A 14,605-nucleotide genomic window follows, 5' to 3' on the forward strand; every position below is an offset into this window, starting at 1 on the left:
AAGGCGGGCTTCGCCTTTGTAGAAAATTCCATGCCATCGGCACAAGCCGCTACATAGGTCAGCGTCGGCGCTCGCCACGCAGGGGACGCTCCTCCATTCGCGCCATGAAGGCCATGGAGAGCGCCATACAGATGGCGAGCGCCGCGAAAACCGTCTTGAAGCTTCCGATCAACCGGGCGATCTCCTCGGGCGAAAGCTTCGCCTCCGCAATATAGTCGGCGCGGCCGCCGCCCAGCGCCAGCGCGCCAAAGAGCGCGACGATCAGCGCCGCCCCGAGCTGCCGGAAGAATTGCGTCGCCGCCGTGTTGGTCCCGAGATCGCGCGAATCGACGGCGTTCTGCACGGAGACGGTCGCGATCGGGAGCATGGTCCCGACGCCGAACGTCACAAGGGCGAGAAGCGCGTTCAGGGTGGCGAACGAGGCGCTGTCGGCCTTCCAGGCGGCGGCGCCGGCGGCGATCGCGCCGGCGCCGAGCCCCAGCAAGGGGATGCGCTTGTAATGATGAAGGACCGCCATCATCCGGCCCGAGAAGGTGGCGCCGACGACGGTCGCGACCATTAGCGGGATGAGCGCGAGCCCCGAATCATGGGCGCTCAGGCCCATGGCGGTCTCGTAATAGATCGGCATCACGACCGAGAGGCCGACAAAGGAGCCCAGCCCGAAGGAGCTCGAGGCGATGGCGTCGCGCACGATGGGCAGGCTCAGAATGCGCGTGGGAATCAATGGCTCCTCGGCAGTGCGGGCGCGCCGGGCGAAGGCGGCCCAGGCCAGGGCCGAGAAAGCGAGGAGGCCCAGGATCGGCGCGGAAGCCCAGGGGTAGCGCGAGCCGCCCCATCCCAGCGCCAGCACGAGGGCGCCGGAGGCCATGACCAGAAAAGCGGCGCCGGGATAGTCGACGCTGTGCGGATGGCGCCGTTCGGGCAGGCGCTTGAGCCTTGCATTGACGATGACGAGCGCGGCGAGGCCGAGCGGCAGATTGATCCAGAAGATCAGCGACCAATGCAGATATTGCGCGAAAAATCCGCCCAGCGCCGGGCCGGCGACGCTGGAGGTGACGAAGACGGCGGCGAAATAGGTCTGGTAGCGCCCGCGCTCGCGGGGGGAGACGAGATCGGCCACGACCGTCTGGGAGAGCGCGATCAGCCCGCCGCCGCCCATGCCCTGAAGGAAGCGCGCCGCGGCCAGCGCGGCGATGCTCGGCGCCAGCGCGCAGGCGGCGGAGCCGATGACGAAGGTCGAGACGCCGACCAGGATCACGATGCGGCGACCATGAATATCGGCGAATTTGCCGTAGAGCGGCGTCACCACGGTCGCCGCCACGAGATAGGCCGTCACGATCCAGGGCAGATTCTCGGGCTCGCCGAGATCGGCGCCGATCGTCGGCATGGCGGTGACGACGATGGTCTGATCCAGCGCCGACAGCAGCATGGCGAGGCCGAGTCCGACCATGACCTGCCGCATTTCGGCCGGGGGTTGCGAGGCGGCGGCTTGCATTGCGATCCAATCCGTGGCGAGCGTCCGGCGCCTTCTACCGCATCGCAGCGCGACGCGAAACGTCACGCTGGAGCGCGCCGCGGAATGCGCGCCGACAGCCGGCCTTGCGCCAATTGACGGGCTTTGGGGGAGTTTCTCCGTCATTGCTTCGCTGCGCGCGCAATGACGGGATTCCCGCTAGGAGGCGAAAGCGACGCGGATGGAGCCGACGCCCTCGATCTCCCCTTCCGCCCGGTCGCCCGGCCGCATCGCCGAGACGCCCGAGGGCGTGCCGGTGAAGATCAGATCTCCCGGCGCGAGCGCCACATAGCGGGAAATGTCGGCGATGATCTGCGGCAAGGTCCAGATCATGTCGGAGAGGTCGCCCTGCTGGCGCGGCGCGCCATTGACCGCGAGCGCGATGCGGCCCATGGCGGGGTGGCCGATGTCGGCGGCGGAGCGAATCGCGCCGATCGGGGCCGAATGGTCGAAGCCCTTGGAAAAATCCCATGGCTTGCCGGAATTGCGCGCGGCGCTCTGCAGGTCGCGGCGGGTCAGGTCGATCCCCGCGGCGTAGCCATAGACGCAGTCGAGCGCGCGCGCCGGGGCGATGTCCCGGCCGCCCGCATGCAGCGCCGCGACCAGCTCGATCTCGTGATGAAGATCGTCGGTCAGGCTTGGAAAGGGGATGACGGCGCCGTCCTCGACCACGGCGTCGGCCGGCTTGGCGAAATAGAAGGGCGGCTCGGCGCCAGGCTCCTTTCCCATCTCGCGGGCGTGCGCGGCGTAGTTCAGCGCCACGCAGAAGATGCGCCGCACGGGGAAGCGGCGCGCGTCGCCCGCGACGGCGACGGAAGGCGTGGGCGGCGGGGGGAAGACGAAGCTGGCCTGCATCGCGCCTCCTTACACGCTCCGGCGCCGCGCGTCGAACGGCTATCTTCGTGATAGGCTTCGCAAATGATCGAGACCGACGACGACGCGTCCGCTGGCCTTCTCCACGCCCTCGCGCGCGCGCATATCGGATTTGGGGAGATCGACGCGACGCTCAAGGTCGCGCGGCGCCTCGGCCCGCTCAGCGACTGGCTGCCGCCAAAGGGCGCGCCGGCCTGCGACTCGCCCCTCCTGCTCAATATGGAGGCGAGCCTCGAAGCCTTGCGATCCCAGGGAGGCGAGCTCGTCCTGCCGTCCATGCGGGCGCCGCCCTGGACGCGGCGCGTGACGATTTCCATCTTCTGGGATCCCGGCCTGCGCGCCTTTCTCGTCGTCACCTCCCCGGACCACGCCGGCGAACAGATCGACCGGCTCATGGCCTCGGACCGGCGCGAAAAGCAGATTCTGCGGCAGCAGGCCGCCGCGGCCGCCGCAAGGCTGCGCGCGGCGGACGCGCTCTATCGCGACATCGTCGAGTCGTCCGACAATCTCGTGCTGCGCTTCGGGCCCGATTTCAGGCTGGTCTTCGCCAATCGCGCGGCGGCGGTCTTTCTCGGGCGCCCGCAGGATGCGATCGCCGGCATGGCTCTGAGCGATCTCTTCCCCGCCGAGGGCGCGCCCTGGCGCCTCGGGAGCGCCGCCGAGGCGCGAAGCTCGTTCGAGCTTTCCGCCCGCGACGCAAAGGGCCGCCCGGTCTGGCTCGCCTGGGAGGTGAGCTTTCTGGGGCCGGAAGCGGGGGGCGAATTCCAGGCGTTGGCGCGCGACGTCACCGCCGAGCGTCGCCTGCGCGTCGCCCAGGAAAAGGCGCAGGAGGAGGCGCGCGCCGCGGCCGTCGCCACGGAGCGGCTGCGCATCGCCCATGATCTGCACGACACGCTGGCGCGCTCCATCGTGACGATGATCGCCGAGGCGCGGCTGATCGCCAAAAAGACGAGCGATCCGGAAGCGAGGGCCGCGCTCGCGGCGCTCGACGCGCAGGCGCGGCTGGGGCTCCGGGAGGCGCGCGAGGCCATCGCCCGGACTCGCGCGGCGCGGCGCGAGGAAGTGGATTTGCGCGCCATCGCCGAGGCCTTCGAGGCGCGCTGGCGCGATGTCGCCATGACGCTCGATTTTGCGGCGGCGGCGCCGCTCGCGCCGGGGACCGAGACGCTCTTCGCCGCCGTGCTGCGCGAGGCGTTGCGCAATATCGAGCTGCATGCCGGCGCGCGCCGCGTGCGCGTCGCATTGTCGGTCGAGCGGGCGGGCGCCGCCCTCCTCATCGAGGATGACGGCGCGGGCTTCGACCCGGAGGCGCCGGCGCCGGGCCATTTCGGCCTCGCCGGCATGCGCGAGCGCGCGGCGCTTGCGGGCGCGACGCTCGACATCGCCAGCGCGCCGGGCAAAGGGACGCGGATCGCGCTGCGAGTCGGCGGAATCGCTCAATCGTAGAAGACGCGACTCCAAAGTTCGGAGCGCGCGCTAATCGAACTCCGCCGGATCGAAGCTGCGGAAAGTCGCGCAAAATTCGCAGGTGACGCCGATGCGGCCGTCGTCTCCCACCATGTCGGCGCGCTCCTGCGGCGTGAAGCTCTTCAGCAGCCGCTCGATGCGCTCCGTGGAGCAGCGGCAGAATTCCTCGAGCGGGCGTTCGTTGAAAACCTTGACGCCGCGCTCGTGAAAGAGCCGGAACAGCAGACGTTCGCCCGAGAGCGAGGGATCGACGAGCTCGTGATCCTCGATCGTGCCGGCGAGCGCCTGGCCTTCGGTCCAGGCGTCGTCTTCCTCTTCGGCGGGGCCGCCGCCATCCGGCGCGTCGCCGGGGTCGAGGTCGCGCATCCGCGCGCCCGCCGCCGGCAGATATTGCAGGAGCAGCCCGCCGGCGCGCCAGCTTCGGCCTTGCGGGGTCACGACCTCGCCCACGGCCAGGCGGACGAAAGACGGGATCTGTTCCGACTGGCGGAAATAGACGTGGGCCGCCTCGGCGAGACTCTCGCCTTCGAGCGGCACGACGCCCTGATAGCGCGCCGCGTCCTCCTCGCGCTCGATCGTCAAGGCGAGATGGCCGCGGCCCAGCAGCGCCGCGGGTTCGGGGTTGGAGACCTCCTCGAGCCGCGCCGCGTCGACGCGCGCGAAGCCGCGCAGCTTCCCGGGCGCGTCATAGTCGACGACCAGCATGTCGACGGGACCGTCGCCGCGCGTCTGAAGCTGAAAGCGGCCATGCGACTCCAGGATCGAACCGAGCAGCGCCGCGAGCGCCATGGCCTCGCCGAGCAGGCGCGCCGCTTTCGGCGGGTAGTCGTAATGCTTCAGCACGGCGTCGACGGTGGGGCCCAGGCGCACGAGGCGTCCGCGCAGATCGAGCGCCTCCACGGCGAAAGGCGTGACGCGATCGTCTTTCGCCTCGCGCGAGACGGGCCGGCTCGGCGCCTCGAGCATCAAGCGATCCCCGGCGCGAGGCACCAGGCGAGCACGCCCTTCTGGGCGTGGAGGCGGTTCTCGGCCTCGTCGAAGACGACGGATTGGGGTCCGTCCATCACCTCGTCGGTGACTTCCTCGCCCCGATGGGCGGGCAGGCAATGCATGAAGACGGCGTCCTTGGCGGCGGCGCGCATGAGTTTCGCGTCGACCTGATATGGGGCGAGAACGGCGCGGCGGAAGTCTTCGTCCGCGTCGCCCATGGAGACCCAGCAATCGGTGACGATCGCGTCGACTCCCGCGACGGCGGCGTAGGGGTCGCGCGTGACGTTCATCGCCGCGCCATTGGCTCTCGCCCAGTCAACGAGGCTCGGCGGCGGCGCCAGCTCGGCCGGGGTCGCGACATTTATCGCGAAGCCGAAGCGGGCGGCGGCGTGCACCCAGCTCGCCAGCACATTGTTGCTGTCCCCGACCCAGGCCACGCTGCGGCCGTCGATCCGCCCGAGACGCTCCTCGAAGGTCAGGAGGTCGGCCATGATCTGGCAGGGATGCGAGAGCTTGGTGAGGCCGTTGATCACCGGCACCGTCGCGTGGCGCGCGAGCTCCGTGAGGTCGTCATGCGACAGGATGCGGATCATGACCGCGTCGACGAAGCGCGACAGCACGCGAGCCGTGTCGGCGATGGTCTCGCCGCGGCCGAGCTGCATCTCGCCGCCGGTGAGCATGATGGTCTCGCCGCCGAGATCGCGCATGGCGATGTCGAAGGAGACGCGCGTGCGGGTCGACGGCTTGTCGAAGACCATCGCCAGATATTTGCCGGCGAGCGGACGTTGCGCCGGCGCCACGCCCTTGACGCGCCCGGCCTTGAGCGACTTCGCCAGTTCGAGAATCTGGCGCAGCTCCTTGCCGGAGAAATCGGAGAGATCGAGGAAGTGACGCGGCCGCGTCATGGAATGCGCGGTCATCACGCCGCCCCCAATTGCGTAGCGGGCGCCGCGAGACGCGCGCAGGCCCGGTCGAGGCGCGAAAAGGCCTCGGAAATATGGCTCTCGTCGATGATCAGCGGCGGCAGCAGGCGCACGACATTATCGCCGGCGAGCACCGTCAGCAGACCTTCCGCGCGCGCCGCATTGGCGAAGTCGCCATTGGGCGCGCGCGTCTTGACGCCGAACATCAGGCCCTCGCCCCGCACGGCCTCGATGACGCCGGGATAGCGGTCTTCGAGCTCGGCGAGACGCTGGCGCAGCACGCCGCCGAGCGCGGCCACGCGCGGCATGAAGCCCTCGGCCAAAACGACGTCGAGCACGGCGCCGCCCACGGCGGTCGCCAGCGGATTGCCGCCGAAGGTCGAGCCATGCGCGCCGAGCGTCATGCCCTTCGCCGCCTCGCTCGTGGCCAGGCAGGCGCCGATGGGAAAGCCGCCGCCGAGCCCCTTGGCGAGCGCGACGACGTCGGGCGCGATCCCGGCATGCTCGCAGGCGAGGAATTTGCCGGTGCGGCCGACGCCGCATTGCACTTCGTCCAGGACCAGAAGCAGGCCGCGCGCGTCGCAAAGCTTGCGCAGCTCGACGAGAAAGTCCTTCGGGAAGACGCGCAGCCCGCCCTCGCCCTGCACGGGCTCGAGCAGAACGCCCGCCGTCTCCTCCGTGATCGCGGCTTCGACGGCGTCGAGATCGGCGAAGGGAACCTGGTCGAAGCCCGTCATGGGCGGACCGAAGCCCTCGAGATATTTCGCGTTGCCGCCGGCGGCGATGGTGGCGAGCGTCCGCCCGTGAAAGGCGCCGTCGAAGGTGACGAGACGATAGCGCTCGGGCTGGCCGTTGGCGGCGTGATATTTGCGCGCCGTCTTGATGGCGCATTCCACCGCTTCCGCGCCGGAGTTCCCAAAGAAGACGACGTCGGCGAAAGTGGATTCGGCCAGGCGCCGGGCCAGGGCCTCGGCCGCCGGTATGCGATAGAGATTGGAGACGTGCCACGGATTTTCCGCCGCGGCCTTCAGCGTGGCGACGAGATGCGGATGGCCGTGTCCGAGCGAGAGAACGGCGACGCCGGAGGCGAAATCGAGATAGCGGTCGCCATTCTCGGCGAAGAGCCATGCGCCTTCGCCCCGCGTGAAGACGATGTCGGCCCGCGCATAGGTCGGATAGAGCGCAGAAGTCAAAATCATGCTCCAAGCCCAGTGGGCGCCGCGACGCCGCCCAAAAAACAAAGCGCCGCCCTTTGGCGGGGCGGCAATTTGAAGGCGGATTTTAAGCGCGCGGGCGCATCGGGTCAAATGTTAACAGAGGCGCGCGGCGGCGCGCCGTTCCCGCCAAGGCCTCAGTTTTGCTTGAAAATCGCCACGCGGTGAGTCGCCCGGGCAACAGTTGCGGGGGAAAGCGCGCACAAACCCTGTTGAGAACGCCCCGTTTTGCTTGCCAGCGACTCGCGCCCGTGATTCAAAAGAATGCGTTAGTTTTCTCGCCGGATCGGGCGCGTTTCTCCCGTATGGCGCTTCTCGTGTTTCGGTGCGCGTCGCATCGCCGCTGGTTCACGCCGGCGCAGCGAACGATGAAGGATTCCTTGAAAATCCACGCTCGAACCGGCCGCTTGGAGATCAAACATGTCTTGGACCGATGAACGCGTCGAGCTGTTGCGTAAACTTTGGAGCGACGGCCTCAGCGCGAGTCAGGTGGCCGCCGAACTGGGTCCCGGCATCACGCGCAACGCCGTCATCGGCAAGATCCACCGTCTCGGCCTGGCCGAGCGCGCCAAGACGGCGAGCGCGCCGCGGCCCCGCGCCGCCAAGGCGCCGCGCGCGGCGACGACCGCCGTCGCGGCCGCTCCCGCGCCGCGCGGCGGCCACGCCGTGCACGGCAATGTCGCGCTCGCCTTCGCGCCGCAGACGGTGGTCGTCGCCCGCGCCAATCCCGAGGAGGAGGTCGTCATTCCGATGTCCGAGCGGGTGACGCTGATGGAGCTGCGCGAGTCGATGTGCCGCTGGCCCATGGGCGATCCGACGACGCCCGAGTTCCGTTTCTGCGGCGGCAAATCGCCGATCGGCGGCGGTCCCTATTGCGCCCATCACGCGCGCATCGCCTATCAGCCGGCGCAAGACCGCCGCCGCGCGCGCGAGCAGCTCAAGGCGCCGCGCTACGCGTGATCCGCGCATAATGCGGCTTCGCCCCTCACCCCAACCCTCTCGCAAAGACGGGGCGAGGGGGCTTGGCTCATGATCCACGCTGCGGATGGCGGCCCTGCGATATGATCCAGACCGAGATCATGGCGCGCGCGATCAATCGCGGCCGAAGGTCTCGTCGAAGGAGTAGCCCGAACCGCGCACGGTGCGGATCGGATCCTTCTCCCGCCCCCGGATGAGCGCCTTGCGCAGGCGCCCGACATGGACGTCGACGGTGCGCTCGTCGATCTCGGCGGACATGCCCCAGACGCTGTCGAGCAGTTGCGCGCGGGTGAAGACGCGGCCGGGCTTCTCCATGAAATATTCGAGAAGGCGGAATTCCGTCGGTCCCAGATGGATCTCGCGGCCTCCCCGGCGCACGCGGCGCGTCTCACGGTCGAGGTCGATATCGCCGAGCGTGAGCTTCGAGGCGACGCGCTCCGGTCGCGCCCGGCGGAGAAGCGCCCGCACGCGCGCCATCAGCTCCGGCGTCGAGAAGGGCTTCACCACATAATCGTCGGCGCCGACCGAAAGCCCGCGCACGCGCTCGGCCTCCTCGCCGCGCGCGGTCAGCATGATGATCGGCATGTCGCGCGCGACGTCGCGCGCCCGCAGCCGGCGGCAGATTTCGAGGCCCGAGACCCCGGGCAGCATCCAGTCCAGCAGGACGAGGTCCGGCGGCGACTCCGCGATGCGCAGCTCCGCCTCGTCGCCATGGTCGACATGTTCGACCTGATAGCCCTCGGCCTCGAGATTGTAGACAAGGAGCGTCGCAAGCGGGATTTCGTCCTCGACGACGAGGATGCGCGGCGCGCGGTCGCTCTTGCCCTCGCGGATGACGGGTTGGCTCGATGCGGTCTCGTTCATTGCGTGGGTTCGCCTTCGCCGCTCCCCAAAGTGCAGGGCCTCGCCTTCGGCCGCTCCATCGGCATGGCTTCGCCGGTCACGAGATAGACGATGGTTTCGGAAATATTCGTCGTGTGATCGCCGATGCGTTCGAGATTTTTCGAGCAGAACAGGAGATGCGTGCAGAAGGAGATGTTGCGCGGATCCTCCATCATGAAGGTGAGGAGGTCGCGGAACACCGAGTCTTCCAGCGCGTCGAGATCGGCGTCGTTTTCCCATACGGCGCGGGCGCGCTCGACGTCGCGCTCGGCATAGGCGTCGAGCGCGTCCTTGAGCTGCGTCGCCGCGATTTCATGCATGGACTTCAGTCCGACGATGGCGCGCGGCAAACGCGCTTCCGTCGCGATCTTGAGCGTGCGCTTGGCGACATTCTTGGCGAGATCGCCGATGCGCTCAATGTCGCCCGAAATGCGGATCGCGGCGATGCATTCGCGCAGATCGATCGCGAGCGGCTGACGCCGCGCGATCGTCATCACGGCGTTCTCCTCGATCTCGCGCTGAAGCGCGTCGAGGCGCGTATCGCTCGCGACGACGCGCTTGGCGAGCTCGACGTCGAGGCCGGACAGGGCCTCCATCGCCTCGGCGAGCATTTTCTCCGCGACGCCGCCCATCTCGGAAATGCGACGTCCCAGCGCTTCGAGATCGCGATCGTAGGATTTGACGGTATGTTCGCTCATGGAACGTCCTTCCTCAGCCGAAGCGGCCGGTAATATAGTCCTGCGTGCGCTTCTCGCGAGGCTTGTTGAAGACCTCGTCCGTGTCGCCGAACTCGACGAGCTCGCCGAGATACATGAAGGCGGTGTAGTCGGAGACGCGCACCGCCTGCTGCATGTTATGCGTCACGATGGCGATGGTGTATTGCGCGGCGAGCTCCTCGATGAGCTCCTCGACCTTCGCCGTGGAGATCGGATCGAGCGCCGAGCAGGGTTCGTCGAACAGCATGACCTCCGGCTGCACCGCGACGCTGCGCGCGATGCACAGGCGCTGCTGCTGGCCGCCGGAAAGGCCGAGGCCGCTCGCCTGCAGCTTGTCCTTCACCTCGTCCCACAGCGCCGCGCCGCGCAGCGCCTGCTCGACGCGGGCGTCCATGTCGGCGCGCGACAGCTTTTCATAGAGGCGAATGCCGAAGGCGATGTTCTCGTAGATCGACATCGGGAAGGGCGTCGGCTTCTGGAAGATCATGCCGATGCGGGCGCGCAGCGCGTTGAGGTCGATCGCCGGATCGAGAATGTTCTCGCCGTCGAGCAGGACCTCGCCCTCGGCGCGCTGGCCGGGATAGAGATCGTACATGCGGTTCAGCACGCGCAGCAAGGTGGATTTGCCGCAGCCGGACGGACCGATGAAGGCGGTGACCTTGTTGGCGTGCAGCGGCAGCGAGATGGATTTCAGCGATCGCGTGGCGCCGTAATAGAAGTCCAGGCTCCGCACCGAGACCTTGGTTGCGGGTTCCTTCACCTGAGCGGGGGCGTTCATTTTGCGTTTCTCCGGCCGGCGCTCAGGGCGCGGGCTGTGACAGACAGGGCGAGAACGGCGATCGTGATGAGCAGCGCGCCGGTCCAAGCGAGCTGCTGCCAGTCCTTGTAGGGCGACAATGCGAACTGGAAGATGACAACCGGAAGGCTCGCCATCGGCGCGTTGAGGTCCGTGCTCCAGAACTGGTTGTTGAGCGCGGTGAACAGGAGCGGCGCCGTTTCGCCCGAGACGCGGGCGACCGCGAGAAGCACGCCGGTCACGAGACCCGCCTTCGCCGCGCGATAGGCGACGCGCGAGATGACATGCGCGCGCGGCGCGCCGAGCGCCGCCGCCGCCTCCCGCAGCGAGCCGGGCACGAGCAGCAGCATGTCCTCCGTCGTGCGCAGCACGACCGGCACGACGAGAAGCGAAAGCGCCACCGCGCCCGACACGCCCGAGAAATGCCCCATGGGATGCACCAGGATCGTGTAGACGAAGAGGCCGATCACGATCGACGGCGCGCTGAGCAGAATGTCGTTGATGAAGCGAACGACGACGGCGAGCTTGGTGTAGCGCCCATATTCGGCCATGTAGGTGCCGGCGAGCATGCCGAGCGGCGTCCCGATGGCGACGCCGATCGCCGTCATGACGAGCGAGCCGGCGATGGCGTTCAGCAGGCCGCCCTGGCTGCCCGGCGGCGGCGTCATCTGCGTGAAGACGTCGGGCGACAATCCGCGGACGCCTTCATAGAGCAGCGCGAGCAGGATCAGAAGAAGCCAGGACAGGCCGAAGACCGCCGCGCCCCAGGCAAGGCCGGTCGCGAATGAATTGCGCCGGCGGCGCGTGGCGTAAAGCGACATGACGCGCCTCCCTTATGCCGATTTCCGCTCGATGCGCATCAGCATGTAGCGCGCGATCGCGAGGACGATGAAGGTGATGACGAACAGGATGAGGCCGAGCTCGATCAGCGCCGAGGTGTAGAGGTCGCCGACCGCCTCGGTGAATTCATTGGCGATGGTCGCGGAGATCGTCGTGCCGGGCGCGAGCACCGAAGCCGAGACCTTGTGGGCGTTTCCGATGACGAAGGTGACGGCCATGGTCTCGCCGAGCGCGCGGCCGAGGCCGAGCATGACGCCTCCGATCACGCCGACGCGCGTATAGGGGAGCACGACGAAGCGCATCATCTCCCATGTCGTGCAGCCGATGCCCGTCGCCGCCTCCTTGAGAACCGGCGGGACGGTCTCGAAAACGTCGCGCGAGATGGAGGCGATGAAGGGCAGCACCATGATGGCGAGGATGAAGCCCGCCGTCAGCATGCCGATGCCGTAGGGCGGTCCGGCGAAGAGCGCCGACAGCACCGGCACGTCGCTGAAGAGCGAGATCAGCCCCGGCTGCACATAGGTCTGCACGAAGGGCGCAAAGACGAAGAGGCCCCAAATGCCGTAGATGATGGACGGGATGCCGGCGAGCAATTCGATGGCGATGCCGATCGGCCGGCGCAGCGGATGGGGGCAGAGCTCGGTGAGGAAGGTCGCGACGCCGAGCCCGACGGGAACGGCGATCAGCATGGCGATGATCGAGGTGACGATCGTGCCGTAGATCGCCGGCATGGCGCCGAAATTGTCGGTGACCGGGTTCCAGGCCTGCGAGAAGAGGAAGCCGACGCCGAAGGCCTTGACGGCCGGCAGCGAGCCGTGGATCAGCGAAACGATGACGCCGCCCAGTATGATGAGAACGATGATGGCCGCTGCGCGCGTGATCTGATGGAAGATGCGGTCGAACAGCGCGATGCCCGAGAGCGCCTTTGCGCGGTCGGCTGTCGTCGCAGGAGACATGGCGACGCCTTCCATTATTGCATCAGACATTTTCATCGCCTCACTGGATTCCCGCCGCGATGGCTCGGTCGTCGTCATTTGGAGCTCCCGGCGCCGGTTCGTCGCGAACCGGCGCCCGTTTTCATTAAGACGGCTCATTCCTAAACCGCCTTGGCCTGCGCCGCGAATGCGGCGGCGCGGCTTATTTCGCCAGCGGCTTGCCGTCGGCGCCCTTCACATTCGCCCAGCTCTTCTTGATGAGCTCGACGACGGGCTTGGGCATGGGGATGTAATCGAGCTCCTCGGCCTGCTTCGCGCCGTTGGCGAAGGCCCAGCCGAAGAATTTCAGCGCTTCCGTCGCGGCCGCCTCGTCCTTCGAGTCCTTGGGAAGGAGGATGAAGGTCGCGGCCGAGATCGGCCAGGACTTGGCGCCCGGCTCATTGGTGATGATCTGGTAGAAGCCCGGCGACTTCGCCCAATCGGCGCTGGCGGCGGCCGACTGGAAGCTCTCAATGCCCGGCGCGACGACCTTGCCGGCGGCGTTGACGAGCTTGGTGTGCGTCAGCTTGTTCTGCTTGGCGTAGGCATATTCCACATAGCCGATCGCGCCCTTGGTGTTGGCGACGTTGTTGGCCACGCCCTCATTGCCCTTGGCGCCGATGCCGGCCGGCCATTCCACGGCCGAATTCTCGCCGACCTTGCTCTTCCAGTCCTCGGAGACCTTGGAAAGATAATTGGTGAAGTTGAAGGTCGTGCCGGAGCCGTCCGAACGATGGACGACGACGATCGGGGTCGCGGCGAGCTTCGCCTTCGGGTTCAGCTTCTTGATGGCGGCGTCGTCCCAGCTCTTGATCTCGCCGAGGAAGATCTTGGCGAGCGTCGGGCCGTCGAGGACGAGATCGCCCGGATTGACACCCTCGAGATTGATGACCGGCACGATGCCGCCAATGACCTGCGGCCATTGGATGAGATTGGCCGCCTCGAGATCCTCGGCCTTCAGCGGCTGGTCGGTCGCGCCGAAAGTCACGGTGCGGGCTTTGATCTGCTTGATGCCGCCGCCGGAGCCGATCGACTGATAGTTGAGGCCGTTGCCGGTCTCCTTCTTATAAGTCTCCGCCCATTTGGCGTAGATCGGGTAGGGGAAGGTGGCGCCGGCGCCGGAGATGTCCAGCGCCAGGGCCGGGTTCGTGACGGCCGCGGCGGCCATCGCCGCAAGCGCGGCCGTCGCGACGGCGGCCCGTTTCAAAAACTTGGAGATCATGCGAGGATCGCTTTCAGCTCGAGAACAATACAAGAGAGGCGCCGGGCGCCTGTCACAGCTCAGTTCTTAGCGACCGGGCAAGAGAGTTTTGTGACAATGACATTACAGTTTTATGACATGATTAACTCTTTATAAATCAAGTGCTTATCTCATTTTCAGGGACATGGCGTCGACCGCCGGAAGCGTCACCCGAAACAGCGATCCCGCGCCCAGCTCGGACTCGATCCCGAGCCTTCCGCGATGGCGCAGGACGATGTGTTTGACAATGGCGAGGCCGAGCCCCGTCCCGCCTTTCGCCCGGCTCTTGCCGGCGTCGACGCGGTAGAAGCGCTCGGTCAGGCGCGGAATATGCTCTTGCGCGACTCCCGGCCCGTGGTCGCGAACCGAGAATACGGCGGACGTCCCCCTCCGCGACAGCGAGATTTCGACGGGCCGCGGCTCGCCTTCGCTGCGGCCGTATTTCAGCGCGTTCTCGATCAGGTTTTCGATGATGCGCGCCAGCTCGTCGCGGTCGCCCGGCACGATGACGTTGGGTTCGAGATCGAGCGCGAGGGGGATGCCGTTTTCCTCCGCCATCGGCGTCAGCGTATCGACGATATGCGCGACGAGCATTGTGAGGTCGACCGCCTCGGCCGGCGGCACATGCATATGCTGCTCGATCCGCGAGAGCGAGAGCAGATCGTCGACCAGCCGCGCCATGCGCTGCGCCTGCTCGCGCATGATGCTCAGAAATCTGTCGCGCGCGGCCGGATCGTTCTTCGCGGGCCCCTGCAGCGTCTCGACGAAGCCGAGCAGCGAGGCGAGCGGCGTGCGCAATTCATGGCTGGCGTTGGCGACGAAATCGACGCGCATGCGTTCGATGCGATGCGCTTCGGTGAGGTCGCGCAGGCTGATCATCGCCGCAGTCTGGTAGCCGGGAAAGCGGATCGGCGCGATATGCGCCTCGAACCAGCGTTCGAGCGGCAGGCGCTCGACCCAGGCCGCCTTCTCCGCCTTGCCGCCGGCGAGCACGCGCATGGCGGCGTCGATCATGTCGGGAGAGCGCAGGCTGCGCGAAATGGGCTCGCCGAGCTTCAGTGTCGGCGCGAGCGCGCGCGCCGGCCCGTTGAAGGCGAGCGCATGGGTCTCCGCGTCGATGACGAAGACCGGTTCCGGGAGCGCCTCGATCACCGGGCCGAGCATGTCCTCGGCGGGCCATTTTAGCGGCGGCATAGGCG

At 67.6% G+C, this 14,605-nt stretch carries 14 protein-coding genes; 2 read left to right on the top strand and 12 right to left on the bottom strand.

Annotated elements, in window-relative coordinates:
• Nucleotides 1–58: 58 nt before the first annotated feature.
• Both ACV7JP_RS07785 and ACV7JP_RS07790 read right to left on the bottom strand, forming a co-directional pair.
• A complete protein-coding gene (locus ACV7JP_RS07785) occupies nucleotides 59–1,495 on the bottom strand; it encodes an MDR family MFS transporter (protein ID WP_457798657.1) in 1,437 nt (478 codons plus the stop codon).
• 177 nt (nucleotides 1,496–1,672) lie between these two features.
• Nucleotides 1,673–2,368 carry a fumarylacetoacetate hydrolase family protein gene (locus ACV7JP_RS07790; protein WP_457798658.1) on the bottom strand — a complete coding sequence of 232 codons (696 nt, stop codon included), beginning with the start codon at nucleotides 2,366–2,368 and terminating at the stop codon, nucleotides 1,673–1,675.
• 63 nt (nucleotides 2,369–2,431) lie between these two features.
• Here ACV7JP_RS07790 and ACV7JP_RS07795 point away from each other — a divergent pair, with 63 nt between their 5' ends.
• A complete protein-coding gene (locus tag ACV7JP_RS07795) occupies nucleotides 2,432–3,832 on the top strand; it encodes a histidine kinase (RefSeq protein WP_457798659.1) in 1,401 nt (466 codons plus the stop codon).
• Between the two features lie 30 nt (nucleotides 3,833–3,862).
• Here ACV7JP_RS07795 and ACV7JP_RS07800 read toward each other — a convergent pair whose 3' ends face one another.
• From ACV7JP_RS07800 to ACV7JP_RS07810, 3 genes are read right to left on the bottom strand one after another with little or no spacing between them, the layout of a single operon-like run.
• The gene (locus tag ACV7JP_RS07800; protein WP_457798660.1) at nucleotides 3,863–4,819 is read right to left on the bottom strand and encodes an Hsp33 family molecular chaperone; all 957 of its coding nucleotides are present in this window, start codon (nucleotides 4,817–4,819) and stop codon (nucleotides 3,863–3,865) included.
• Nucleotides 4,819–5,763, bottom strand: coding sequence for an ornithine carbamoyltransferase (gene argF / locus ACV7JP_RS07805; RefSeq protein WP_457798661.1), 945 nt, complete (start codon nucleotides 5,761–5,763; stop codon nucleotides 4,819–4,821). Before argF ends, ACV7JP_RS07800 begins: the two co-directional genes overlap by 1 nt.
• Complete coding sequence (locus ACV7JP_RS07810; RefSeq protein ID WP_457798662.1) at nucleotides 5,763–6,965, bottom strand: acetylornithine transaminase; 1,203 nt, start codon at nucleotides 6,963–6,965, stop codon at nucleotides 5,763–5,765. The genes argF and ACV7JP_RS07810 overlap by 1 nt, the downstream gene beginning before the upstream one ends.
• A 435-nt stretch (nucleotides 6,966–7,400) precedes the next feature.
• Between ACV7JP_RS07810 and ACV7JP_RS07815 the strand changes: the two genes are divergently transcribed.
• Nucleotides 7,401–7,940, top strand: coding sequence for a GcrA family cell cycle regulator (locus ACV7JP_RS07815; protein WP_457798663.1), 540 nt, complete (start codon nucleotides 7,401–7,403; stop codon nucleotides 7,938–7,940).
• 132 nt (nucleotides 7,941–8,072) lie between these two features.
• Here the strand turns inward: ACV7JP_RS07815 and phoB are convergent, their stop codons facing one another.
• The 7 genes from phoB to ACV7JP_RS07850 form a co-directional block, all read right to left on the bottom strand.
• Nucleotides 8,073–8,822: a phosphate regulon transcriptional regulator PhoB gene (gene phoB / locus ACV7JP_RS07820; protein WP_457798664.1), complete on the bottom strand. Its 750-nt coding sequence runs from the start codon at nucleotides 8,820–8,822 to the stop codon at nucleotides 8,073–8,075.
• Nucleotides 8,819–9,538: a phosphate signaling complex protein PhoU gene (phoU, locus tag ACV7JP_RS07825; protein WP_457798665.1), complete on the bottom strand. Its 720-nt coding sequence runs from the start codon at nucleotides 9,536–9,538 to the stop codon at nucleotides 8,819–8,821. The genes phoB and phoU overlap by 4 nt, the downstream gene beginning before the upstream one ends.
• A 13-nt stretch (nucleotides 9,539–9,551) precedes the next feature.
• Nucleotides 9,552–10,334, bottom strand: coding sequence for a phosphate ABC transporter ATP-binding protein PstB (gene pstB, locus ACV7JP_RS07830; protein WP_457798666.1), 783 nt, complete (start codon nucleotides 10,332–10,334; stop codon nucleotides 9,552–9,554).
• Nucleotides 10,331–11,173, bottom strand: a complete 843-nt coding sequence (gene pstA, locus ACV7JP_RS07835) for a phosphate ABC transporter permease PstA (RefSeq protein ID WP_457798667.1) — start codon at nucleotides 11,171–11,173, stop codon at nucleotides 10,331–10,333. Before pstA ends, pstB begins: the two co-directional genes overlap by 4 nt.
• A gap of 12 nt (nucleotides 11,174–11,185) precedes the next feature.
• Nucleotides 11,186–12,178: a phosphate ABC transporter permease subunit PstC gene (pstC, locus tag ACV7JP_RS07840; protein WP_457798668.1), complete on the bottom strand. Its 993-nt coding sequence runs from the start codon at nucleotides 12,176–12,178 to the stop codon at nucleotides 11,186–11,188.
• Between the two features lie 151 nt (nucleotides 12,179–12,329).
• The gene (gene pstS, locus ACV7JP_RS07845; RefSeq protein ID WP_457798669.1) at nucleotides 12,330–13,388 is read right to left on the bottom strand and encodes a phosphate ABC transporter substrate-binding protein PstS; all 1,059 of its coding nucleotides are present in this window, start codon (nucleotides 13,386–13,388) and stop codon (nucleotides 12,330–12,332) included.
• Nucleotides 13,389–13,532: 144 nt separating this feature from the next.
• Complete coding sequence (locus ACV7JP_RS07850) at nucleotides 13,533–14,600, bottom strand: ATP-binding protein (protein ID WP_457798670.1); 1,068 nt, start codon at nucleotides 14,598–14,600, stop codon at nucleotides 13,533–13,535.
• Nucleotides 14,601–14,605 lie beyond the last annotated feature (5 nt).

Source organism: Methylocystis sp. S23 (genome assembly GCF_054106005.1).